At 42.9% G+C, this 22,053-nt stretch carries 18 protein-coding genes and 1 pseudogene; 6 read left to right on the plus strand and 13 right to left on the minus strand.

Annotation, left to right across the window (positions count from 1 at the left end; genetic code table 11):
* The 4 genes and pseudogenes from IM475_RS15860 to purD form a co-directional block, all read right to left on the minus strand.
* Positions 1–243: pseudogene (locus IM475_RS15860) on the minus strand (Uma2 family endonuclease); the annotation flags it as partial.
* Between the two features lie 364 nt (positions 244–607).
* Complete coding sequence (locus IM475_RS15865; protein WP_287728202.1) at positions 608–2,164, minus strand: CPBP family intramembrane glutamic endopeptidase; 1,557 nt, start codon at positions 2,162–2,164, stop codon at positions 608–610.
* Between the two features lie 178 nt (positions 2,165–2,342).
* Positions 2,343–3,569 carry a glycosyltransferase family 4 protein gene (locus IM475_RS15870; protein ID WP_287728203.1) on the minus strand — a complete coding sequence of 409 codons (1,227 nt, stop codon included), beginning with the start codon at positions 3,567–3,569 and terminating at the stop codon, positions 2,343–2,345.
* 210 nt (positions 3,570–3,779) lie between these two features.
* A complete protein-coding gene (purD, locus tag IM475_RS15875; RefSeq protein ID WP_287728205.1) occupies positions 3,780–5,045 on the minus strand; it encodes a phosphoribosylamine--glycine ligase in 1,266 nt (421 codons plus the stop codon).
* A 450-nt stretch (positions 5,046–5,495) separates the two neighbouring features.
* Between purD and IM475_RS15880 the strand changes: the two genes are divergently transcribed.
* The 5 genes from IM475_RS15880 (at position 5,496) to nusB (ending at position 11,662) form a co-directional block, all read left to right on the plus strand.
* Positions 5,496–6,866 carry a UDP-N-acetylmuramoyl-tripeptide--D-alanyl-D-alanine ligase gene (locus IM475_RS15880; protein ID WP_287728206.1) on the plus strand — a complete coding sequence of 457 codons (1,371 nt, stop codon included), beginning with the start codon at positions 5,496–5,498 and terminating at the stop codon, positions 6,864–6,866.
* A gap of 126 nt (positions 6,867–6,992) precedes the next feature.
* On the plus strand, positions 6,993–7,943 hold the full coding sequence (locus tag IM475_RS15885; RefSeq protein ID WP_287728208.1) for a hypothetical protein: 951 nt from the start codon (positions 6,993–6,995) through the stop codon (positions 7,941–7,943).
* A 637-nt stretch (positions 7,944–8,580) separates the two neighbouring features.
* A complete protein-coding gene (gene hemJ, locus IM475_RS15890; RefSeq protein WP_046660950.1) occupies positions 8,581–9,168 on the plus strand; it encodes a protoporphyrinogen oxidase HemJ in 588 nt (195 codons plus the stop codon).
* Between the two features lie 239 nt (positions 9,169–9,407).
* Positions 9,408–10,871, plus strand: coding sequence for a DNA phosphorothioation system restriction enzyme (locus IM475_RS15895; protein ID WP_287728210.1), 1,464 nt, complete (start codon positions 9,408–9,410; stop codon positions 10,869–10,871).
* Positions 10,872–11,008: 137 nt separating this feature from the next.
* Positions 11,009–11,662, plus strand: coding sequence for a transcription antitermination factor NusB (gene nusB, locus IM475_RS15900; protein ID WP_002768645.1), 654 nt, complete (start codon positions 11,009–11,011; stop codon positions 11,660–11,662).
* 24 nt (positions 11,663–11,686) lie between these two features.
* Here nusB and IM475_RS15905 read toward each other — a convergent pair whose 3' ends face one another.
* Both IM475_RS15905 and gloA read right to left on the minus strand, forming a co-directional pair.
* Complete coding sequence (locus IM475_RS15905) at positions 11,687–12,154, minus strand: CYTH domain-containing protein (protein WP_287728212.1); 468 nt, start codon at positions 12,152–12,154, stop codon at positions 11,687–11,689.
* Positions 12,155–12,164: 10 nt separating this feature from the next.
* On the minus strand, positions 12,165–12,575 hold the full coding sequence (gene gloA / locus IM475_RS15910; RefSeq protein WP_287728214.1) for a lactoylglutathione lyase: 411 nt from the start codon (positions 12,573–12,575) through the stop codon (positions 12,165–12,167).
* Positions 12,576–12,998: 423 nt separating this feature from the next.
* Between gloA and IM475_RS15915 the strand changes: the two genes are divergently transcribed.
* Complete coding sequence (locus IM475_RS15915; protein WP_287728244.1) at positions 12,999–14,138, plus strand: PulJ/GspJ family protein; 1,140 nt, start codon at positions 12,999–13,001, stop codon at positions 14,136–14,138.
* A 106-nt stretch (positions 14,139–14,244) separates the two neighbouring features.
* Here IM475_RS15915 and trpE read toward each other — a convergent pair whose 3' ends face one another.
* The 7 genes from trpE to IM475_RS15950 form a co-directional block, all read right to left on the minus strand.
* Positions 14,245–15,765, minus strand: coding sequence for an anthranilate synthase component I (gene trpE, locus IM475_RS15920; protein WP_287728215.1), 1,521 nt, complete (start codon positions 15,763–15,765; stop codon positions 14,245–14,247).
* A 334-nt stretch (positions 15,766–16,099) separates the two neighbouring features.
* Complete coding sequence (locus tag IM475_RS15925; RefSeq protein WP_045358736.1) at positions 16,100–16,525, minus strand: photosystem I reaction center subunit II PsaD; 426 nt, start codon at positions 16,523–16,525, stop codon at positions 16,100–16,102.
* A 168-nt stretch (positions 16,526–16,693) separates the two neighbouring features.
* A complete protein-coding gene (locus IM475_RS15930; RefSeq protein ID WP_287659953.1) occupies positions 16,694–18,331 on the minus strand; it encodes an ABC transporter permease in 1,638 nt (545 codons plus the stop codon).
* A 79-nt stretch (positions 18,332–18,410) separates the two neighbouring features.
* Positions 18,411–19,220 carry an MBL fold metallo-hydrolase gene (locus tag IM475_RS15935; RefSeq protein ID WP_287659952.1) on the minus strand — a complete coding sequence of 270 codons (810 nt, stop codon included), beginning with the start codon at positions 19,218–19,220 and terminating at the stop codon, positions 18,411–18,413.
* A gap of 61 nt (positions 19,221–19,281) precedes the next feature.
* The gene (locus IM475_RS15940; protein WP_287659951.1) at positions 19,282–19,869 is read right to left on the minus strand and encodes an anthranilate synthase component II; all 588 of its coding nucleotides are present in this window, start codon (positions 19,867–19,869) and stop codon (positions 19,282–19,284) included.
* Between the two features lie 127 nt (positions 19,870–19,996).
* Positions 19,997–20,497: a pentapeptide repeat-containing protein gene (locus tag IM475_RS15945; protein WP_287728216.1), complete on the minus strand. Its 501-nt coding sequence runs from the start codon at positions 20,495–20,497 to the stop codon at positions 19,997–19,999.
* Positions 20,498–20,499: 2 nt separating this feature from the next.
* Positions 20,500–21,888: an LCP family protein gene (locus IM475_RS15950; RefSeq protein WP_287728218.1), complete on the minus strand. Its 1,389-nt coding sequence runs from the start codon at positions 21,886–21,888 to the stop codon at positions 20,500–20,502.
* Positions 21,889–22,053 lie beyond the last annotated feature (165 nt).

Below are 22,053 nucleotides of genomic sequence, written 5' to 3' on the forward strand. Positions count from 1 at the left end.
AGGACCACGGCAGAATTCTGACTTTTTCTGGTTAGGACTGTAATAAATGGTTAAATTGCCGGCGGCAAAATAATCTTCTCGCTCGCGCCACCACCATTCTAAACACTGAATTAATAAAATAATTTGTTGTAGATGTAGGTTACTTTCCAAAGGGGGTTCATCACTCCAAAATTCGCCTTCTGGGAAGATTATCTCAGGGTTTACATGGGACTCGACTAGGGGTAAGCTTTCAGCGATAGTCATGGTTTGTCCAACAGAGATAGGTTGATAATTAATTAGGGTCTGCTGAAAAAGTTTTTCCTGGGGGTAGGAGTCAGGAGTTAGGAGTCAGGAGTCAGTAGCCGGTCGTTTCAGGCTTTGTTGCCCTTGTTTTTTGTACCAAGCGATGTACCACAAGAAGGATAATGCAAGGTTTTTGAAAGTCCCAATCCTATTTTCGCAGCATGAACATCGGACTTTAACAGGTCAAAAGCCTTATTTTAAAAGGTTTTTACCATTATTCAGCAAACCCTAATTATAAATTACAGTGTTTCTCATAGAAATGAAGTACGGCGGTATTTGTCATCATCTCTAGACTACCCCGAAAACCAGAGACTTTTGACCTCACCTAACCCGCACCGCTGCCCAATAAAAATAAACTTAACAGGGTGCCACCATTCCAGAGACTATGAACCAACATCGAGGATAATAAATTTTTCGAGCGGGTGTAAACAAAGCCAAGAACACAACCTAGGACGGTTAAAGGCAGCACTTCTGACAAATTTTGGTGAGCAAGGGCGAAAATCAAACTACTAAGAGCAATAGCACCCCAGACAGGCAGATAACGAGTCAAAGAAGCTAGTAAAAAGCCGCGAAAGACAATTTCCTCGAAAAAAGGAGCGGCAAGGGAAGCAGTAAAGCCAAAACAGATTAAAGCGAAGGTATTCTGGGATTCTAGGGCTAAAGTCAGCAGCGGGTTACTGCCTCCTTGTCCTTGCCAAATTAGTTGATTGAGCAAAGAAACGATAATAACCAGGGGTAAAGCGACAAAATAGCCGGCTAATCCCCAGAGAAACCAAGGACTAAAGAGTTTAAAACGAAACCAATCGGGAGGTAAAGGGCGAAAAGGCTTAATCGCTAGGTATAAAACCGATAAACTGCTCACTGTTAAGGCTAAATAACTAACTACAACGTATATTGCTTTAGCTTCTAGATTGAATTTTTCGGGATTGAGACTCAAGAAACTCGATAAAATCCCGAAAATTACCGGTAAAACAATTTGTCCGACGAAAAAGAAACCGATAATTATTCCCCACCAGAGGGTTTCTCCTCCCCACTTAGTTTGCCAAGCGAGACTATCATCTAAAAAGAGCAGCGATCGCTGTTGGCGGAGCAGCCACTGCACTAATAAAAAGATCAACAGCACAACACCGATTAAACCGCCGATAAGAGGCAAAAAAGCCAATAAAATTAGTTTAATTAAGGCATTAGCCGCCACTTCACTCTGTTCTTCCTCTAAAGCGAGTAAATCCTCTTGACGATTTTCGAGACTATATAATTTTTCCAGAATGGTATAACGAAACCATCCTTGAAAATTGCGCTCGATTCTCGCTTCAGCATCGGCAGCAATTTCGGGGGGTTCACTGTACAATCCCTCTAACAGCAGCGCATTTTGTAAAATAGCAGGTTTATAGTTCTCAAATGCTGATTTTTCCTTGATGTCTTGCCAGATTTGCCGTGCCGAATCCAAGTCACCTTGACTAGCTTGAATGAGACTTAATTTTAGCTCTAAATCTTTTAAGGAATTGATGTCGCGCTCAAGAGATTTTTTTTGTTCGGGATTAACTGCTGATTTTTCTAGTTCGGTGATTGTTTTTTTGGCACTTTTCTGGGCTGATAAATACTGTTTCTTGGCAGTGGTATAAGGATCTTCACCAATCAGGGAAGTTTGAATTAATTTAAGATTAGCAAATTCTTCGCTATTAGGATCAGCATCGCTGCTTAGAGTCGTGGCTTGTAGATTGAGATTGGTTTGATATAGTTGAATATTCGATTGGATTTGGGGCTGATTAACACTAGAAATTAAAGCTGTAACTACTGGAGTTAAGGCAATAATTGTTAAGACAAAAGCGAGTGCTTGTTTGAGACTTTGCCAGGGGAGTTTTTTTGAGAAATTATCGAACATGAAAATAGTTAAGTGGGAGTTAGGGGTTAGGTGTTGGGGTTTTAGGGTGTTAGGGTTTTAGTTGAAATTCCCCTATTCCCTATAGGTAGGTATTAAAAATTGTCAGATACCCCCCTTATCAAGGGGGGATTAAGGGGGTATCTATCTTCAATTTAATTATAACTACTTACCCTAATTATTAACTAACTACTTGAGAAAAAAGATTTTCGTATTGATCCAAAGTCTTTTCAAAGGCATAATTTTCCTCCGCGTATTGTCGTCCCTTTTCTCCTAGTATAGTTGCTAAATCTGGGTTTTTATATAGCTTTAAAATAGCCGTAGCTAATGCCTCTGGATCTTCAGGAGTAACCACCAAACCACCACCACTGCGCTCGATCGCCCTAGCAGCAGTTCCATCGGCGGGAACAGAAGCAATAATAGCACGACCACTAGCTAATAATAGCTGAATTTTGGACGGCATATTAAAGGAAATAACGTTATGTTTTTGCATCACCATACCCACATCGGCGGCTGCCAACATTTCCGGTAATTTTTCCCGGGGTTGAAAGGGTAATAAAAGCACATTACTGGCCCCCTGTTGTTGGCGATACTTTTCTAGGCGATCGAGTGCTTCTTTTTTACCAACAATTACCACTTTAATCTCAGGGATGTCAGCTAAGTAAACTGCAGCATCGATCAGGGTTTCTAGGGGTTGGGTTAGGGCAATATTGCCAGAATATAAAACAACAAACTTGCCCTCAAGATGATTTTCTTGGCGAAAATAATTATGGTTTTTCGGCAGAGGTTTAATAAAGCTGACATCGACCCAATTAGGAATTTCAATAATTTTCTCACTCGGCACATTTTTAGTTAAGAGATTTTTGGTAAAACCATCGGCAATAACTGAGATTTTGCTGGCAGTTTTGTAGGCAAATTTTTCGAGACGACTAAAAACCTTAATCATTTTCTGATTAGTTAATAATCCCACATGAACTGCCGCATCGGGCAAAATATCCTGTAAATTTAGAATAATCGGCACCCCATATAATTTACTCAATAAAGCGGCGGGAACGCAAACGGGTAATCCGGGGACAGTTAAGAAAATTAGATCTGGTTTTTCACCTTTAAGAGCCTGAAAGAAACTCAAAAAAACAAAGCTCAACTCAAAGAAAATTCGATTTTTTAAACTTCTTTGGGGGCGGGCCCAAACGTAGGAACGTTGAATTTTAACACCATTTCGTTCTTCTTCTAGATAGATTTTTCCTCGGTATTCGGGATCGATTTCACTATTAGGATACCAAGGAAAAGCCGTCAAAACCCTGACTTGATGACCTCTTTTAACCAATCCTTCCGCCAATTCTGTCATCAGGGGAGCGATGCCGATCGGTTCGGGATAATAGTTATAAGAATAGAGCAAAATTCGCATAGGGAGGGCAATTTGGTTGGGCGATTCAGTTTCATGATTTTATCAATAGTTACTGGTTTTTTGACAAATCGGATGCGCTTTTGTCAGGGATTACCCTAGAAAGAGGTGAGGATTAGCGGTGAGAGATGCGGAAAAAAAGGGAAATTGGCTAATAAATTAATCCTCAAAACCCATAACTATTACCCTTTACTCCGGCCTAAATACTGACCCTTATTTTTCGCGTACCCGGTGGCCGATATCACGACGATAATAGATACCCTCAAAGTGTATCCTTTTCACCGATTGATAGGCAAGTTCGATCGCCTGATTAAAATTAGACCCCATAGCGGTGACACCCAAGACGCGGCCGCCATCGGTGAAGATATCGCCGTGTTTTAAAACCGTGCCGGCGTGGAAAACGAGCGCCCCTGCGGTTTCAGCGGTCTTAATTCCAGTGATTAACTGGCCCTTTTCGTAGTGGTCGGGATAACCGGCAGACGCAGCCACTACACAAACGGCACTACCGGAGCGCCATTGTAAAGAGGGAAAATCAGTTAATTTTTGTTGAGCGCAAGCCAGCAGCAGCGGTGCCAGGGGAGTTTCCAGTAGGGGTAAAACCGCTTGGGTTTCGGGATCGCCAAAACGACAGTTAAATTCGAGAACTTTTGGCTCTCCGGCGGGGGAAATCATTAAACCGGCGTAGAGGACTCCCCGATAGTCAATGCCGCGTTTTTGTAGGGTGGCGACAATGGGGGCGAGGATGTCTCGGTCCACCGCTTCGATAATGGCGGCGGTGGCTATGGGTGCGGGGGCATAAACTCCCATACCGCCGGTATTTTTGCCGGTATCACCTTCACCGATGCGCTTGTGATCTTGGGCGGGTAGCAGGGAACGAAAACTGATCCCATCGGTGAGGGTGAGGATAGACACTTCTTCCCCTTCTAGGAATTCTTCCACCACGACTTTAGTAAAGCCACTGGTAAACAGATCATCGATCGCTTCTAGGGCTGTATCTACGGTTTCGGCGACAATTACCCCTTTTCCTGCGGCTAATCCGTCGGCTTTCACCACGATGGGCGCTCCTTGCTCTCGGATATAAGTTTTTGCTAATTCTGCATCGGTAAAGGTTTCCGAGGCGGCGGTGATCACTCCGGCTTCGCTCATTAATTCTTTGGCCCAGGATTTGCTCGATTCAATTAAGGCCCCGGTTTGTGTGGGACCAAAAACGGCAATTTCTTGGGACAGAAGATGATCGGTAATACCGAGGGAGAGGGGATATTCTGGCCCGACAACCACCAGATCGACGCAATTTTCTCGGGCAAAGCGGCTAATTTCGGCAAAATCCTCCATTGCTAGGGGGATATTTTCACATTGAGGTAAAATTGCCGTTCCCCCATTACCCGGAATACAGAACAGTTGTTCAACTTCGGGTGATTGCAGCAGTTTCCAAGCCAAGGCGTGTTCTCGACCACCACTGCCGATAACGATAATTTTCACGGATAAACGCAGCCTAAATGACGATGGTTTAATTATCCCCTAGCTCCGGGGTGTCATTGCCTAGAAGTTGAGATTACTTAACTTTTTAATCCTCGCTCCCCACCTGTTGAGCAATAACCCTTACCCTAGTCCTACGGAGGTGATCAGATAACTGCTGTAAAGGAGTCAATTGTGATTAGATAGTAGATGCTCCCTTCTTAGGCTGTCCCTATTTTGGGTCATTCTACTGCATTGAGTTGGCTCTCTCGGACATTGGCTGAAAAATATTCACAATATTAGATTATGGGCGCAAGCAGTTCGATAAACTCACTGACCACCTTGCGTCCCTACATTGCACCTCGTGCGATTGAGAGGGCCAAGAAAAATCGATTTTATCTGATCTAAGTCCCCGTTAACCCTCAATCTATCTTCTAGATTATCCAGAATTTACTCTAAGTATTTTTATTGTCTATGCCCTGTCATTTATCCCTCAATCAACTAGCTCAATTATTATCCTTGCAAGATAAGGTTGACATAAGTTTTAGTCCCGATAGTTTAGTATCTGGCATTAATACCGATAGCCGTAGTATTGAGTCAGGTCAAGCATTTTTAGCCTTAAAAGGTGATAATTTTAATGGTCATGATTTTATCGATATGGCTATCGAAAGAGGAGCGGCGACCTTGATTGTTGATCAGCCAGTTTCGGTAAATTCCTCTAGTAATATTCCTGTATTCCCAGTCCAGAATACCCTAGAAACCTATCAGCAATTAGGCCATTGGTGGCGGAATCAATTTACTATACCCGTGATTGCTATTACAGGATCGGTGGGAAAAACCACCACTAAAGAATTAATCGCCTCCGTATTAGCAACCCGGGGAAAGGTACACAAAACCCTGGCTAATTATAACAATGAGATCGGAGTGCCGAAAACTCTCCTCGAACTGGATGAAACTCACGATAGTGCCGTAATCGAGATGGGAATGCGGGGACGGGGAGAAATTGCCCTGCTGGCTCAAATCGCCCAACCGACGATCGCAGTGATTACTAATGTGGGAACCGCTCACATCGGTCGTTTAGGGTCGGAAGCAGCGATCGCAGAGGCGAAATGCGAGTTATTGGCCGAGTCTCCTTCTGGTAGTATCGCTGTTCTTAACTACGATCACCCTTTACTTACCGAAACAGCTAAACAGGTATGGCAGGGGGAAACAATTACCTATGGCTTCTCTGGCGGCGATATAGTCGGAGAATTACTGGATTTAACTACTTTACGAGTCAATGGACTAGATTTTAACTTACCTTTATCCGGTCGTCATCATGCTTTAAATTTTATGGCGGCCTTGGCCGTAGCGAAAATTTTAGGCATCGATTGGACTTCTTTGCAACAGGGAATTAAGGTTAATTTACCCAGTGGTCGGGCTAAACGTTACCAATTAGCAACCGATATCCTACTCCTCGATGAAACCTATAACGCTGGTCTAGAATCAATGTTAGCGGCCTTAGATTTACTAAAAGCTACCCCTGGCCAGCGTCATATTGCTGTTTTAGGCACGATGAAGGAGTTAGGGTCTTTTTCGGAGCAATTACATCGTCAAGTGGGTGAGAGGGTGCAAAAACTAGGCATAGATCGCTTGTTTGTCTTGGTGGACGACCCCGAAGCTAAGTTTATTGCTGAGTCCGCTACTGGAGTCAATTGCGAATGTTTTCAAACTCACGCAGATTTAATTAATCGTTTAAAGGAAGTGATCGATTCAGGCGATCGCATTTTATGCAAGGCTTCCCATTCCGTCGGTTTAAATCGGGTGGTGGAGGAGTTAATCAGTGATAAGCTCTTCGTAATTTAAATTGCCTGTTGAGATGAGGCAAGAGGCAACAGGCAAGAGGCAACAGTAAAGGGATTGGGGGAGATTCGGCTAATCTAAGAATAAGCGGTTTAAATACGTCTTAGCTGATTGGGGGTTAGGGAATAGGTGTTAGAGAATAGAGCTTTTTTTAGCAAGAATAGCCGATTAAAAACTGTTTTTTCGGGGATTTTAGTCCTAGTTTTCTTTTTTTCGGCCGCTCAAGTCTCTTTTGCTCAAGAATCGAGACGACTGGAGACTTATCTCCCAGATCTCAGTGGTTTAGCTTGGGTAGAAGCGGATATTTTTCTAGGGGTTCACGATGCCAAAAATAAGGGCAAAAACAGTGATCCATCTCAACCAAGACTGAGTCTTTTACAGCTACCTACGCAGGAAAAACCCCTATTATGGCAGGTTTTAAGGGTAGATTGGCCAAATCCAGAGGGATTGAGTAACGATCTCGAAAGTATTACTTCTATCCCAGAAACTAATTTATTTTTGTTGGCTGAAAGTGGCGAGAAAAAACCTTTTCAAAGACTGTTTTTAGCAGCATACAACCAGCAACAAGTCAAGATAGTTGAGCAAATAAATTGGCCGATCGCGGTGGAAAATGTAGAGGCGATCGCTGTTAGTCGGCAAGGCGATCGTTATCTATTTATCTACGCAGAACGGGCCGATAGTCAAGAGAGTACAAAAATTCGCTGGACGGATATCTCCTTCAATCCCTTAAAATTCGGGGAATTTCAGTCGGTAACTTTTCGGAGTCCTTTTGGTAGCGGTAAAAATATTCGCCTCATCTCCGATTTAGCCGTAGATAAGCAAGGTAATATCTACATAGCTTCCGCTGACGATCCAGATAGTGCGGGAGTGTTTAGAAGTGCTGTTTACCGTATTGGTCAAGTTACAGCCGATAATAGCCTAATTATTGCCCCTAATCCCCAAAAAATTGCAGAAATCGACGGCTCCAAAGTGGAAGCGGTGACTACCAGAGAATCTCCTAGAGGTAAAGTAGAAGTCTTTATCGGTACAGATGATGAGAATTATGGCGGTTTTATGCGACCTTTGCTCTTAGATAATTAGCTATCGGTCGTCAGTATTCTCCGAGTAAGGAGTCGGTCGTCAGGAGATTATTTTTATTTATTCTTCCCACTTCATAATTCATAATTCATAATTCATAATTCATACTTTGTGCTTTTTGTCAAAAAAACTTTTTTTTTGCAATAAAACTACACAAAAAAAAGATCATCGTTATGGGTGAAATTGACTCATTTACCTGTCTTGATTAGGATCACCTTCTAGGTGTGGTAAGGGTTTCAACCGTTGCTGCCCAAAAAAGCACAAAACAACCCATTATGAAATTCAGTAAAATCGCTGTAACTAGCATAACATCGTTGTTAAATAAAAATCTTTCTCAATTAATTCTTAAGAATTTGTAAATATTGCGGAATATTAATTTAAATATTCTCAAGTTTTGGGATTCAATCAATAGTTTTTGCTTATCTTTGTCCAACATTGGGTTAGGAGACAGTATTCAGGAGCTAGGGTGGTCCACTCCCCACTCCCCCACTACCCCACTTCATAATTCATAATTCATAATTCATAATTCCCACTCCCCGCAACCCCTATTTTCCGTCTAAACTTTTGTATAGGGATAGTCTGGGAAAGTATGGATAACTCTTAGACTAATTAATTCGGGACTCACATCACAATATAGACTATGGCTTACTATTGGTTTAAAGCATTTCACCTGATTGGGGTAGTTGTTTGGTTTGCGGGACTATTTTATTTAGTACGTTTGTTTGTCTATCATGCGGAGGCAGCAACACAAACCGAACCCGCACAAGCTATTCTGAAAGCACAATACGAGATCATGGAGAAGCGACTCTACAATATCATTACCACACCGGGGATGATTGTCACCGTGGCCATGGCGATCGGTTTAATCTCCACAGAACCGGAAATTTTAAAATCGGGATGGTTACATATTAAATTATCCTTTGTGGCTCTTTTACTGCTCTATCATTTCTACTGTGGTCGCATCATGAAAAAGCTAGAAAAAGGAGAATGTAATTGGACGGGACAGCAATTTCGGGCCTTAAATGAAGCACCAACCCTGTTATTGGTAGTTATTGTCCTTTTGGCAGTATTTAAGAATCAATTACCCCTCGATTTGACCACTTGGTTAATTGTAGCTTTAGTGGTATTAATGGCAGTGACAATACAACTTTATGCTAAAAAACGTCGCAAAGATCAAGAAAAACTTCAGCAAAATACTCTCCAAAAAGAAGAAGTAGCGACCATGTAAATTATCCTAATCCTTGCCTAGGTTTCTAGGATAACAGTTAAAAGTGGTTTGACAGCTGTGGGATGGTCTTTTTAGTCCATCCCAATTGTATAGGTAGCAACCTTTAGTCTTTATATTTTTAGCTTTCTGCTATTTTTGAGCTTAAATCTCAAGGCTATAATCAGCAAGGGAGATTGATTAATTACCCAAATTTAATTAGATACCAGTTTTTAGCCGATAACAATTTTTACTTATCTATTATGAATAGTTGCTGGATAGATTGGGAAAAAATAACTAGAGATTTTCTGAGTTCTCGCAAGCTCAAGCAAGTGGCTGAATTGCGAGGATTCTATCGAGTTAATCCCTCTGGTATTCCTAGGATTCCTCCCGATTTGGAATTGAGAGACTACCAAAATACGGCGATTATCAGTTGGTTTCGTAATCGGGGACGAGGAACTTTAAAAATGGCCACCGGCAGTGGTAAAACTATTACTGCTTTAGCTATTGCTATGGAACTTTACCAAGCGATAGAACTGCAAGTATTATTAGTAATTTGCCCCTATCGTCACCTAGTCAATCAATGGCAACGAGAAGCGGAAAAATTTAATCTTAAACCGATTTTAGCCTACGAAAGTGTCCATACATGGCAAAGTCAACTAGCCACAGAATTATATAATGTGCAAGCGGGTAATCAAAAATTTGTCACTATTTTAACTACTAACTCAACTTTTATTAGCGAGGGGTTTCAATCACAAATAAAATTTTTTCCCGATAAAACTTTAATCGTTGGTGATGAAGCACATAATTTAGGTTCCCCCCGATTAGAGGAATTATTACCCCGTTCTTTAGGTCTAAGATTGGCTTTATCCGCCACTCCTGAAAGATATTTTGATGAGGAAGGAACTGACGCTATTCTTGATTATTTTGGACAAATTCTACAACCAGAATTTACCCTAGCTGATGCTATTAACAAAGGAGCTTTAGTCAATTATTTTTATTATCCAGTCTTGGTTGAGTTAACCGACGGTGAGGCTTTATTATACGCAAAATTAACCCAAAGAATCGGCTGGACTTTGCAGAAAAATAGTAATTTAAACGGCAATGAAAATTTAACAGCACTATTAATGCAAAGATCGCGATTAATTGGTTCAGCGAGTAATAAATTACAGGCTTTACAACAACTGATGCAAGAGCGTTTAGATACGGATCATACTTTATTTTATTGTGGGGATGGTTATGTAGAAAATTATACGGCTAATTATCGTCGTCAGGTAGAGGCTGTTACTCATTTATTGGGCAATCAATTAGGTTATCGAGTTGCTACCTACACCGCAGAAACTTCTCTAGAAGAACGAGAAAAAATTCGCCAACAATTTGAGGAGGGTTATCTACAAGGATTAGTGGCAATTAGATGTTTAGATGAGGGAGTAGATCTGCCATCAATTCAAAACGCGGTGATTCTGGCTAGTAGTGGTAATCCTCGACAATTTATTCAGCGTCGCGGGCGAATATTGCGCCCCCATCCCGATAAAAAACAGGCCACTTTATTTGATATGATTGTTATGCCACCCACCTTAGATCGAGAAACCTGGGAAGTAGAAAGGAATTTATTACGCAAGGAATTAAAACGCTTTCTAGAGTTTGCTCAATTAGCTATTAATGCTGAAGAAGCTGAGACTAAATTAGGGGAGATTCAAGATAGATATTGTCTTTTGTCTAATTAAAACTTGAAAAGTTAAATCTTGGCAGCTTTTATGCTAGAATAGAGGTTAGTCAAGAATTGATCGCCGAGAAAAATTAACCCAACTGGATAGCGATCAATAAAGTTGTATAATTTTCCTTCCTCTACTTCTAAACTTCTATGCCTCCCCGTCAACAACCCCGCCGCATTGCTCGAGAACTTGCCCTTTTGAGTTTAAGTCAGATTAAAGGTAATCCTGAAAACCTGGAACAGCAAACTTTAAACGATTTAATTTTAGTCGCAGTTAGAACCTTAACCGTCGAAATTCAAGAAACCTTAGAAACTGCCGCTGCTGAAATTAGTCGTGGTAATGAACGGATTCTCGCTAGTGATACTAAGGCAACAAATCTAAAAAGCGCCCAAACTATGGTAAAAGAGGCAATTTCTCTTACCCACAATGCCATTAATCGTTTAGGAACCGTGATAGATTTTCCCGAAATTGTCCAGTTATCCAGTCAGTACGAAGTGCGGGAATATGCCCTAGAATTAATCGGTACAGTCTATCGTCGTCGTGCGGAAATCGAACAGGAATTAACCAGCGCTTTAGTGGATTGGCAACTACATCGTTTACCAAGAATCGATCGAGATATCCTGCAAATTGCCGTGGCAGAAATGCTCTATCTCGATATACCTCAAAAAGTAGCAATTAATGAGGCGATCGAATTAGCAAAACGTTATTCTGATGATGAAGGTTATCGCTTTATTAATGGCGTTCTCCGACGGGTAACGAATAAGCTAAACGAAGCAGAAAAAGCCGTATCCACCCAGAGTTAAACTCGAAAGAAATTAATACTACAATCACCACATTTTATAGGGAAATTTCTGTAAATTGATATTGTAGTATCGCTCATCTCCCGTGACTTCTTCGCCGATCCAATCGGGCATAGTAATGACTTGCTCCTCTTGTTCTAACTCAATTTCAGCCATAATCAAACCTTGATTATCCCCCAAAAATTCATCAACTTCCCAAGTTAAATTATCCAGAGAAATGCGATGACGAATCTTTTCGACTAAAGGTTTTTTACAGAGGTTTTCTAACATGAGTGCCGCATCTTCTAGGGGAATTACATACTCGAATTCCTGACGACTAATGCCCTCAGTCTTGCCTTTAATGGTTAAATAACCCCGATCTCCAACTACACGAACTCGCACAGTTGTCAATCCATCTTGGGTAGGAATATATCCCTGACGATACAACTTGCCCGCAGCCAGCGATCGCCAGTGATCCCCTTTAACCAGAAACTTCCGTTCAATTTCAACAGTCATAGGTTTTTGATTAAGCCGTAACCACGGCAGCCCCCTGGGTTCCTAGTTGAATTAACTCGATCTTGTAGCCATTAGGATCTTCCACGAAAGCAATCACCGTAGAACCGTGTTTCATCGGGCCCGGCTCCCTGGTAACATTACCACCAAGAACTTTAATTTTCTCACAGGTGCTATAGATATCATCCACGCCTAGGGCAATATGACCGTAAGCATTACCGACTTCATAGCGATCAACTCCCCAATTATAGGTCAGTTCGATGACAGCATGATTAGCTTCATCGCCATAACCGACGAAAGCGAGGGTAAATTGACCATTGGGATAGTCTTTCTGGCGCAATAACTTCATTCCTAGCACATCGCAGTAAAATTGTAGAGATTCCTGCAAGTTATTGACCCGGAGCATGGTGTGTAAGAGACGCATGATTATTTAGATGACATCGATCGAAAAATTACTCATCCTTGATTGTAACCAGTCCTTGGGCCTTCTTATCTCCTTGAGGGTCAACAATTATACTAATACAAATGTACGAAATTAGCTGTAAAACCACTTACTCCCATAATAGCTGTGAACAAAATCAACTCTCTGGCAACGCCTAAATCACTATCTAGAAGATTTTCTTGGTCTATTCTGTATTCAGTGGTGAAGTTAGTTAGGTCAAGACAGTCTCGATCGCGAGTTTTCTAGGGGAATTGTCAAGGCAGTAGGTAGTAGCAAATTTTCAGTGGTTTCCGAAAAACACCTTTTGACTTGACTGACTGGTGGTTTAATAAAATCTCTGTGACTGCAATAAATGCCAAATATTTAGGGGAGTACAGAACAGAGAAATTGGCACGGGTTAAAGCTATGCGTTTTTATTTAGGGTGCATCAATCACCTAGGCAGTTTACGGAAAAAATCCGCTCGGTTGGTTCGACAAGCTCACCAACCAGTTCGACAAGCAGGTTTCACGATTACAGAAGTTTTACTGGCAAGTTCCATGATGCTGATTGTCATCTCGGTGGCGGGAATTGGTGTGATTAACTTGCTCAGAAGTAACTATCGAGCTAATGCCGATAGTGAAATCCAAAATAATCTTAATCGTACTCTAGAGTTTGTTTCAGATGAAGTGAGACGAGCAAGAATTATCGCTGAGACTCAAGCTGCGATCACGAGTACTCAAGTACCCACAGGAGCGCGAGCAGTTCTAGCTTTCCGAATTCCCGACCCCAGCAGTCCAGGTCTGCTGCTCCCCAACCAGATCGTTTACTATACCAAAGGCCCTGAAAATAGCTTAACCGGTCCGCGAGTCTTGTGGCGTTATGGTCCAAACTTGGACGCTAATGGCAACTACATCACCCCCGCAGATGTTGCTACTTGGCAACATTCCCCTGTCACCGATATGTTAGCAGCGGCTGCTAATAACCCCAATTGTCCCACGAGTTTTACCCGAATCCCCGCCCTTGGCAATGTGGACGATTTTTATACCTGTGTTCGCGCGGGTGGTAATCAAGTGATTTTGAATGCCAAAGCTCAGGTAGAGATGACTACTGTGACTAATGGAAATAGGGATAAAGTTGACTACTCTGTCAGCACCAGAGTTGCCACCAGAGCTACCAATGAAATATTTGTCCTCGAATCCCCCTCAGGGAGTACCAACCCAACTCTACCCATTGTTACCATGCCGGCAAATGTTACAGCTAAAGTTATTCAAGGAAATTGTGCATCCTGTACTGTTGCTGCCGGTCGCCTGAATAATATTCCGCCAGGAGTAGCTATACCTTCAACTGATCAGGGAACAACTATTCAGGGAATTTCTGGAGACGCTATTGTAGTCGCCGTCAATCCGACACTGACTAATCGCTCTTCGACCCCTCCAGATCAAGTAGATGTATATACCTCTGATAGCAGCGATTCACCCAGAAATCTTGATAATAACCAAGTTTTATTCGTGTTTACGAGTCCGCCAAACTCCTATCAGGTTTTAGTAACTATTACCCCTCGCTAAACTTATGGCAATAAGCTGGAACCTTGATGTTATCCTCCTTAGTTAACCCGATTCCTTCTCGGAAATCATCGCCAAATCCCCTTAACTAGATCCTAGGCTAAAAAGCCTAACTTAAACAGCGAATTGCCTCCAATAAACCCCTCGCTTTGTTGAGGGTTTCTTCATACTCTTTCTCCGGCTCAGAATCAGCTACTAACCCTGCTCCCGCTTGCACGGAAACCAGATAATTTTGATTACCTTGGGGACGAACAATCATAGTACGAATTGTGATGGCACTATTTAACTGTCCCTCGAAATCGTAGTAACCATAAACCCCTGAATAGGGACCACGACGACAGGGTTCTAATTCATGAATAATTTCCATGGCGCGAATTTTCGGGGCCCCACTGACGGTTCCCGCCGGAAAACAAGCTTTTAATAAATCCCAAGCACTTTTATTGGTTGCTAAATCCCCCACCACATTACTGACAATGTGCATAACGTGGGAATAACGTTCAATTATCATTAATTCGTCTACTTTGACCGTACCTCGATCGCACACCCGGCCTAGATCATTTCTCCCCAAATCCACTAACATAATATGCTCGGCAATTTCTTTGGGATCTTGCAATAAATCCGTGGCTAAAGCTTGATCTTCACTCAAGTTTTGTCCCCGGCGACGGGTGCCAGCAATTGGTCTGACCGTAGCTTTTATTTTACCTAATTCGTCCCGTTCTGCCTTAACCATCACTTCAGGACTAGAGCCAATAATCTGCCAATCCTTAAAGTTATAAAAAGCCATGTAGGGAGAAGGATTAATCAGACGCAGGGAACGATATAAATCGAAGGGATGACCCTGATAATTGGCATTTAAACGCTGGGAAATAACCACCTGAAAAATATCCCCCGCTTTGATATAATCCTTGGCTTTTAGGACATTTTGACAGAATTTTTCCTGAGTTGTATTGCTTTCATAGACTAATTCTTTCCCCTGACCAACCGGTAATAATTCCAGAGTTTTGGCATTAGTTGGTAAGGGTAATCGTAACTTGAGAACTAACTGGGTCACTCGATCGCAGGCTGCTTGATAAGCGGCCGCTAAATCGGGATTTTTACCCCGGATATCGGCATAAGCGATCGCCCAGATTTTCCGTTTAACTTGATCGAAAATAATTAGATTATCCACCTGCATCCAAATACCATCCGGTAGATCGGCATCGGTAGCGGGATAAATAGGCACTCGCGGTTCGATCCAATTAATTAATTCATAACCCCAAAAACCAAATAAACCCCCTATTCCGGCGGGTAATTGCGGCAATTTAACCGGCACAATCGGGGCTAAACATTGGGTTAAAATCTCGAAAGGATCCCCCGAAAAAATCTCTTGAGAACCATCGCGAAAAGTTTGGGTAGTGGTGTTTCCCCGCGCTTCTAATACCCAGACGGGATCGCCTCCTAAAAAGCTGTAGCGTCCCAAGGTTTCGCCCCCTTCCACCGACTCTAATAAAAAATTGTAGGCTTGATCGGCACAAATTTTATACCAGGCCGAAACGGGCGTTTCTAGGTCAGCGATCCATTCTTGATAGACAGGAATAAAGTTACCTTGACCAGCGAGTTGACGAAAGCGATCGAAGTCGGGGAAGATCATATTTTGATGGTTCAGGAAACGGAAGGAATTATGAATTATGAATTATGAATTATAAATTATGAATTATGAAGGAGTGGGGAAGTGGGGAAGTGGGGAAGTGGGGAAGTTGTCTCATCACCCTAACACCCTAACACCCCCCGCAACGCGCACGCAGTGACCACCCTATCTCCTGAATACTGACTCTTGACTCCTAACCCCACGAAAAACTTTTTGCCGCAAACCCTAACTAGCAATTGATTGCCGATTGCTATAAGAGAAATCGAGAGTCAGAAGTTAAATCTTGGGGCTAAATAGCTTCTAAATCTAACTCCCCACTCTCGATTTTAGGGATTATTTATGCTTCGTAGGGAGTGACACCAGAGAACTTAATTGTCGCCGGTTCCGGGTTTTTGCCGATATTGCGGTCTTTTTTGCCGAAAAATTCACGACCGGCGTTAACTTTTTCGGGGAAGACACCATCAGCAGGGTGGAGATACTGCACTTCACCACTGGGGTAAATCCGATAGATTTTGTAATCTTCGATTTTGGGCTTGAATTTCGTCCGCAATTGGGTACCAAGAGCGAGCGCGTGTTCTTTGCGGGCCAAATAGAGGAGATTTTCGCCTTCGTTCATGATAGCGGCGCCACCGGTGGGCATTTCAAAGACTTGTTCTTTGCTGCTTGTCCAGGTGATGGCGTACTTTTCTTCCAGATCGGCTTTGGCGAGTAAACCGCCCGTGCTGCCACCGAACTTAGGAGCTTTTCCAGAAAGTTCTGTCATAGGGTTTTGTTCTCTCTACAAAAATAAAGAAAAGGGGTTTTAGGGAATCCTATCACTGACACCCCCTCTCTCTAGTAGTCTTGTCAAGAACTGTAACATTATTTTGTACTAGACTATAGAACTAAGCTGCTGGCCGATCGCCAACTTGTCTAGGAATCGGCCACCACTTTAATCGATCGCCCGTCGGGAAATTTGCCAACTTAAAAAAATTACCGGAATTAATCCCACTAGGACAATGGCCAGGGCTGGTGCCGCCGCTTCCACCAAACGTTCATCGCTGGCGTATTGATAAACGCGCACCGCTAGGGTATCAAAATTAAAAGGTCTTAAGACCAAAGTAGCCGGTAATTCCTTCATCACATCGACAAAAACTAACATAGCCGCCGTCAATAATCCCCCCGACAAAAGAGGAATATGCACTTTAATTAAAGTGGCACCAGTGCCATAGCCAAGACTGCGGGAAGCATCATCTAAACTAGGTTTAATTTTACTTAAACTCGATTCTAATGTGGAAAAAGCTACGGCTAAAAACCGGACAATATAGGCAAAAATCAGACAGAAAATCGTGCCGCTCAGAATTAAATTGATATTTAATCCTTGATTGAAAAAGTTATCTAATTTCCCGAGAGGAATTAAAACCCCCACGGCGATAACAATGCCGGGGATAGCGTAACCAGCGGCCGCAATCCGCACGGAAAGCTTAAGAGTTTTATTCGGATTAAGTCTTTCCCCGTAGGCGAGAATTAAAGCTAAAACTACCGCAATAATTGCGCTTAAACTAGCCAGAAAAAAACTGTTTACCGATAAACTAAAAAAGTCATTATTAAAAGTTTCTTGGGCGTGATTAAAGGCTAGATATGCCAAATAGAAAGCGGGGGCAATAAACCCCAGAAATACTGGCAAAAAACAGGAGATTATTGCCAAAAAACTGCGAACAAATCCTAGTTCATACTTAGTCGGTGACTGGAAACGATTGGTCATTTCATAGTAACGAGCTTGACGACGGGAGGATTGTTCAAGGAAAACTAAAACGAGGATAAATACCATTAAAACTGTGGATAACTGCCCCGCCGCTATGCGATCGCCCATACCGAACCAAGTATTATAAATCCCCGTGGTAAAAGCATTAATTCCGAAATACTGCACCGTACCAAAATCGTTCAGAGTTTCCATTAAAGCTAGAGCCAATCCCGCCATAATTGCCGGTCTTGTTAGGGGTAAAGCGACAGTAAAAAAACTGCGCCAAGGATTACATCCCAGGGAGCGACTTGCCTCCACTGTGCAGACAGATTGTTCTAAAAAACCGACCCTTGCTAACAGATAAACGTAGGGATAAAGCACCAGTATTAACATCAGAATCCCCCCCCAAAGAGAACGAATATTAGGAAACCAATAATCCTCGACACTATCCCAACCGAAAACACTTCTTAAGAAGGTCTGCACCGGACCAAAATAGTCCATCATATTGGTATAAGTATAGGCCAAGAGATAGGCAGGAGCAGCCAGGGGTAGTAATAATAACCATTGAAATTGTTGACAACCGGGAAATTGACACATCGTTGTTAACCAAGCGGTCCCGACACCGATGATTAAAACGCCGCTGCCCACCCCGCACATTAACCAAAAAGAATTAACTAGATAATCCCCGAGAACAGTTTCGATCAGATGTTGCCAGACTTGACTAGAATTAGTTAATAAACTACTGGCCACCGATAAAATCGGCAGGGAAACAAGCAGGGCAATTAGTAAAACTGCCATCGTCCATCCCTGTCTAAAAAAAGAGCGAGATTCTTTCAGCAAAAACATTTTTAATAAGATTGTTAAAGCAATTTTTAGAGAACTAGGAGATGATCTACAGCAGTACTAGGTTATTGGCTCCTAAAAATTAGGATTTCTGTAACAGCTTGCGGTAGTCAAACACGCGAATGAGCGTCCCTTTTTTCGGTAAATCGGCGGCACGAATCCGTAATTTATTGTCCCCGATTAAACGGATATTTTTATCTTTGACTAACTTGAGAAACTCATCTACAGAGACCAATTCACAGGCATTTTTATCGGCGGCACTGGTGAAGTATTGCGTCGGGACAGCTATTCGCGGTTGTAAAACTTCGATCGCCTGTTTTGCTTCTTGGGGATTATAATTTTTTGGACCACCCCCCACGGGAATAAAAGCTAAATCCGGCGAACCTAGGAGAATTCTTTGTTCTAATTCGATTGCGGCCGCTGCCCCCCCTAAATGGACAATACTAATCCCCGCTTGGGCCCAACGCCAGGCCACATTCATGCCGAAACGTTGCCCCCCCATGCGATCATGGGCGATACTAATGCCCTGGAATTTTAATTTACCCAGATCATAGGCCCCCGGCTCAAACAAAATTTTCGGATTACCTGGTAAATTCTCGGCCGCCCCTTCATCCCAGAGTTGACTACTAATTAAAACGATATCTGCTTCTACTTTTGGCAAAGGAAAACCCGCCGTACAACCAATTGCCCGGAAGGGATTAACGAGGACTCTTTGCCCTCCTCCGGTGAATAAAAAGCAACTATGACCCAACCATTGAACTAAGAGGGAATTATCGGGTTTTTTGGGGGAAGTGGGGTTAGTGGGTTTCGGTTTAGTTTCCGCTAAAACTGAGCTTACTGCCACGGTTAAGAAACTTGCCCCCGCCGATAAGATAAAATCTCGCCTTTTCATAAATGTAGATGCAGAATTAATCAAGTTAAGGTTAATTTCAGGGGTTGGGGATTAGCAAACACTAGAGGGATCGGAGAAAGTTTCTTAAAAGTTCCTTGCCGGCAGTGGTTAAAATACTTTCGGGATGAAATTGTACTCCTTGAATGTGGGGGTAATCCCGATGACGGACCCCCATGACCGTGCCATCTTCCACCCAGGCCGTGATCTCTAAATTATCCGGCATAGTTGAGCGCTCGATCACTAAACTATGGTAACGGGTGGCAGTAAAAGGATTTTCTAACCCTTGAAATACCCCTTCATTGTTGTGATAGATTGGCGAAGTTTTGCCGTGCATCAAGACCGGGGCCGAGACCACATCCCCTCCGAATACCTGACCGATACTTTGATGACCGAGACAGACTCCCAAAATCGGCAAATGGGGGCCAAATTTAGCGATTAATTCCAGAGATATGCCCGCATCGACCGGACGACCAGGACCGGGGGAAATGACAATCCCATCCGGCCGCATTTGTTCGATTGTGGCCAAGTCTATTTTATCATTACGATAGACCTCGATCGGCACGGCGATCGGGAACTCGGAGGCTAATTCTCCCAAATACTGGACCAAATTGTAGGTAAAACTATCATAGTTATCGATGACGATTATCAAGAGTCTCTCTCCTTTCTCTAGCCTCGCTCAGTATTTTTATTCTACATCCCTACTGTCTCGATCGAGATAGCTGGAGTGTAGGGGGTAGGCTATTTTTGAGCCGTCAGCTAGAATCTGCCCGGAATTGCTAATTACAGCCTAAACTATCTCTGGTGGCCACTCCTGTGACGGGATTAATGCCATCGGCCCGTTCACACATTAACTTGACCTGATAGTTATCAATGACCGCGTTAGTGAAATCAGCCCCGGTAATAATTGTGTCATAAAAACGGCTGCGACTAGCGATCGCATCGGTAAAAATAGTATTGGTTAAATCGGCAAAATCGAGGGTGACTCTATCTACCAAAGATGCGGTTAAATCGGCCCCTTTTAAGTTAGCTTTTAAGAGGACAGCCTCGGTGAGAATACTATAGGATAAATCGGCCCCTTCTAGGTTAACTCCCCGCATCGCGGCAGCGGCGAAAACTCCTCCGCGCAAATCTTGATGGGAAAAATCCCGATCTTGCAGCTGGGCAAAACTATAGTTAATCGTTTTATCTTGGGCCAAGGCCACCGGACGGGACGCGAAAAGTAGCCAAAGAATCGCCAGCAAAATAATTAAAACCAGACTGAAAAAATTTTTCAACATTGTTACTGTTGAGCGTCGAGAAACTGGGCCACATCATCACCCACCCGAATAGTTAGGTCTGAGTCTAAAGCACCAGTGGAGGATGATTCTACTTTACCGATTCCCAATTGATTTTTCAAGAGGTTAGCGGACTGAATATCACCTTTTTGGGCAATAATTGCCGTGGTTTCTAGCTTTTGGGAGGAGTCATCGCTAATATAAACATTTGTATAGCCCCGTTTGGCCAGATAATCACGAGTACGACGGGCTAAACCTTTGGTATGGGTGGCATTTTGAATGGCAATCCGCAGACTATAAACGGAGGTTTCTCCCCCCGCATAGTTATCGGTAAAATTGTTAGCCACAATGGTTCTGATTTCGCGACGGTTCAAAATCCAATAACTGCGACCATCGTATTCCTCAAGGCTATTAAACCGGCCGGGGAGTAGGATCATTCTCAAGTCATCCTGTTTAATTTCCCGGCCAAAATTAGCGATAGCCAGCATTTCCTCGACGGTTAAATTCGTATCGATATGTTGTTGTAAAACCTGTACTGCTTTCGGGAGACTGGGGAGAATTGTCGGACTAAAAATCTTTTGTTGTAGTGCTTTTAATAAAATTTGTTGTCTTTGTACGCGACCGACATCGCCGTATTGGGGGTTACGAAAACGGGCAAATTGTTCGGCTTGGTCGCCGTTGAGATTTTGCCAACCCTCTTGTAAATCAATTTCTAATTTTTGGGTGACATCTTTATGATACATTCGTTCGGGTACATAAACCTCTACACCCCCGACTAAATCGACTAATTCCTTAAAGGCATCGGTAGTCACCCGCACATAGCGATCAACGGTGACATCCCCTAAAGTATTACTGACCACTTCCGCCGCTAGAGTCGGTCCACCGTGAACATTGGCATCGTTAATTTTAGTGAAACCGTGGCCGGGGATTCTGACACGGCTATCGCGAGGGATAGACAGCATTCTCACGGTTTTATCGCTAGGATCGAAGCGCACTAGGAGCATGGTATCGCTGCGACCTTTAAATACATCGTCGCTGTTTTTGGCATCTAAAACTCGATCGATGCCCATAACTAAAATATTAACAGGACGAGAAAGCTGCTGATTGATTAAGCTATTCCAAGCTTGAGCCTCAAGGATGTCTGTTTGGGTGGGAAAAGTCGTTTTTTGGAAGATAGCCCCAATTGGTGCGGGTAAGGGACTAATTAAGGCGACGGCAGCCCCGAGAGTAGCGGAAACTAGGGCTGTAAAACTGAGGGTTATTCCCCAAAATAAGCCCTTTTGCAGGGGAGATGCTTTTTTAAAACCGGACATGACTGAACTGACCACCGTGACGGTATTTTCTGAGTTTTGGCTGTATTCTTGCTTTTCAAACCGCCCGGAAACATTGGCCATAGACTAACCTCAACATCTGATTAAAAGCTTACTCTAGGAGGTGACTGCTGATCCCTAGAATCTATCTCTAGCCCAAAAGTTCCAGATATTGGCCACCCCCCTCTCGCCGGCTATTGTAACATATTGTTAAGGAACTGGCTATCCTAGACCTGTTGTAAAAATTAA

Origin of the sequence: Microcystis sp. M061S2 (assembly GCF_020245605.1) — a bacterium.
In the GTDB taxonomy this organism is placed as follows: Bacteria; Cyanobacteriota; Cyanobacteriia; order Cyanobacteriales; family Microcystaceae; genus Microcystis.

Excerpts from the sequence above, each read along its gene's own strand:
- IM475_RS15865 (WP_287728202.1), bottom strand. The coding sequence starts at position 2,164 with ATGTTCGATAATTTCTCAAAAAAACTCCCCTGGCAAAGTCTCAAACAA.
- IM475_RS15870 (WP_287728203.1), bottom strand. The coding sequence starts at position 3,569 with ATGCGAATTTTGCTCTATTCTTATAACTATTATCCCGAACCGATCGGC.
- IM475_RS15880 (WP_287728206.1), top strand. The coding sequence starts at position 5,496 with ATGCCCTGTCATTTATCCCTCAATCAACTAGCTCAATTATTATCCTTG.
- hemJ (WP_046660950.1), top strand. The coding sequence starts at position 8,581 with ATGGCTTACTATTGGTTTAAAGCATTTCACCTGATTGGGGTAGTTGTT.
- IM475_RS15895 (WP_287728210.1), top strand. The coding sequence starts at position 9,408 with ATGAATAGTTGCTGGATAGATTGGGAAAAAATAACTAGAGATTTTCTG.
- nusB (WP_002768645.1), top strand. The coding sequence starts at position 11,009 with ATGCCTCCCCGTCAACAACCCCGCCGCATTGCTCGAGAACTTGCCCTT.
- IM475_RS15905 (WP_287728212.1), bottom strand. The coding sequence starts at position 12,154 with ATGACTGTTGAAATTGAACGGAAGTTTCTGGTTAAAGGGGATCACTGG.
- gloA (WP_287728214.1), bottom strand. The coding sequence starts at position 12,575 with ATGCGTCTCTTACACACCATGCTCCGGGTCAATAACTTGCAGGAATCT.
- IM475_RS15915 (WP_287728244.1), top strand. The coding sequence starts at position 12,999 with ATGCGTTTTTATTTAGGGTGCATCAATCACCTAGGCAGTTTACGGAAA.
- trpE (WP_287728215.1), bottom strand. The coding sequence starts at position 15,765 with ATGATCTTCCCCGACTTCGATCGCTTTCGTCAACTCGCTGGTCAAGGT.
- IM475_RS15925 (WP_045358736.1), bottom strand. The coding sequence starts at position 16,525 with ATGACAGAACTTTCTGGAAAAGCTCCTAAGTTCGGTGGCAGCACGGGC.
- IM475_RS15930 (WP_287659953.1), bottom strand. The coding sequence starts at position 18,331 with ATGTTTTTGCTGAAAGAATCTCGCTCTTTTTTTAGACAGGGATGGACG.
- IM475_RS15935 (WP_287659952.1), bottom strand. The coding sequence starts at position 19,220 with ATGAAAAGGCGAGATTTTATCTTATCGGCGGGGGCAAGTTTCTTAACC.
- IM475_RS15945 (WP_287728216.1), bottom strand. The coding sequence starts at position 20,497 with ATGTTGAAAAATTTTTTCAGTCTGGTTTTAATTATTTTGCTGGCGATT.
- IM475_RS15950 (WP_287728218.1), bottom strand. The coding sequence starts at position 21,888 with ATGGCCAATGTTTCCGGGCGGTTTGAAAAGCAAGAATACAGCCAAAAC.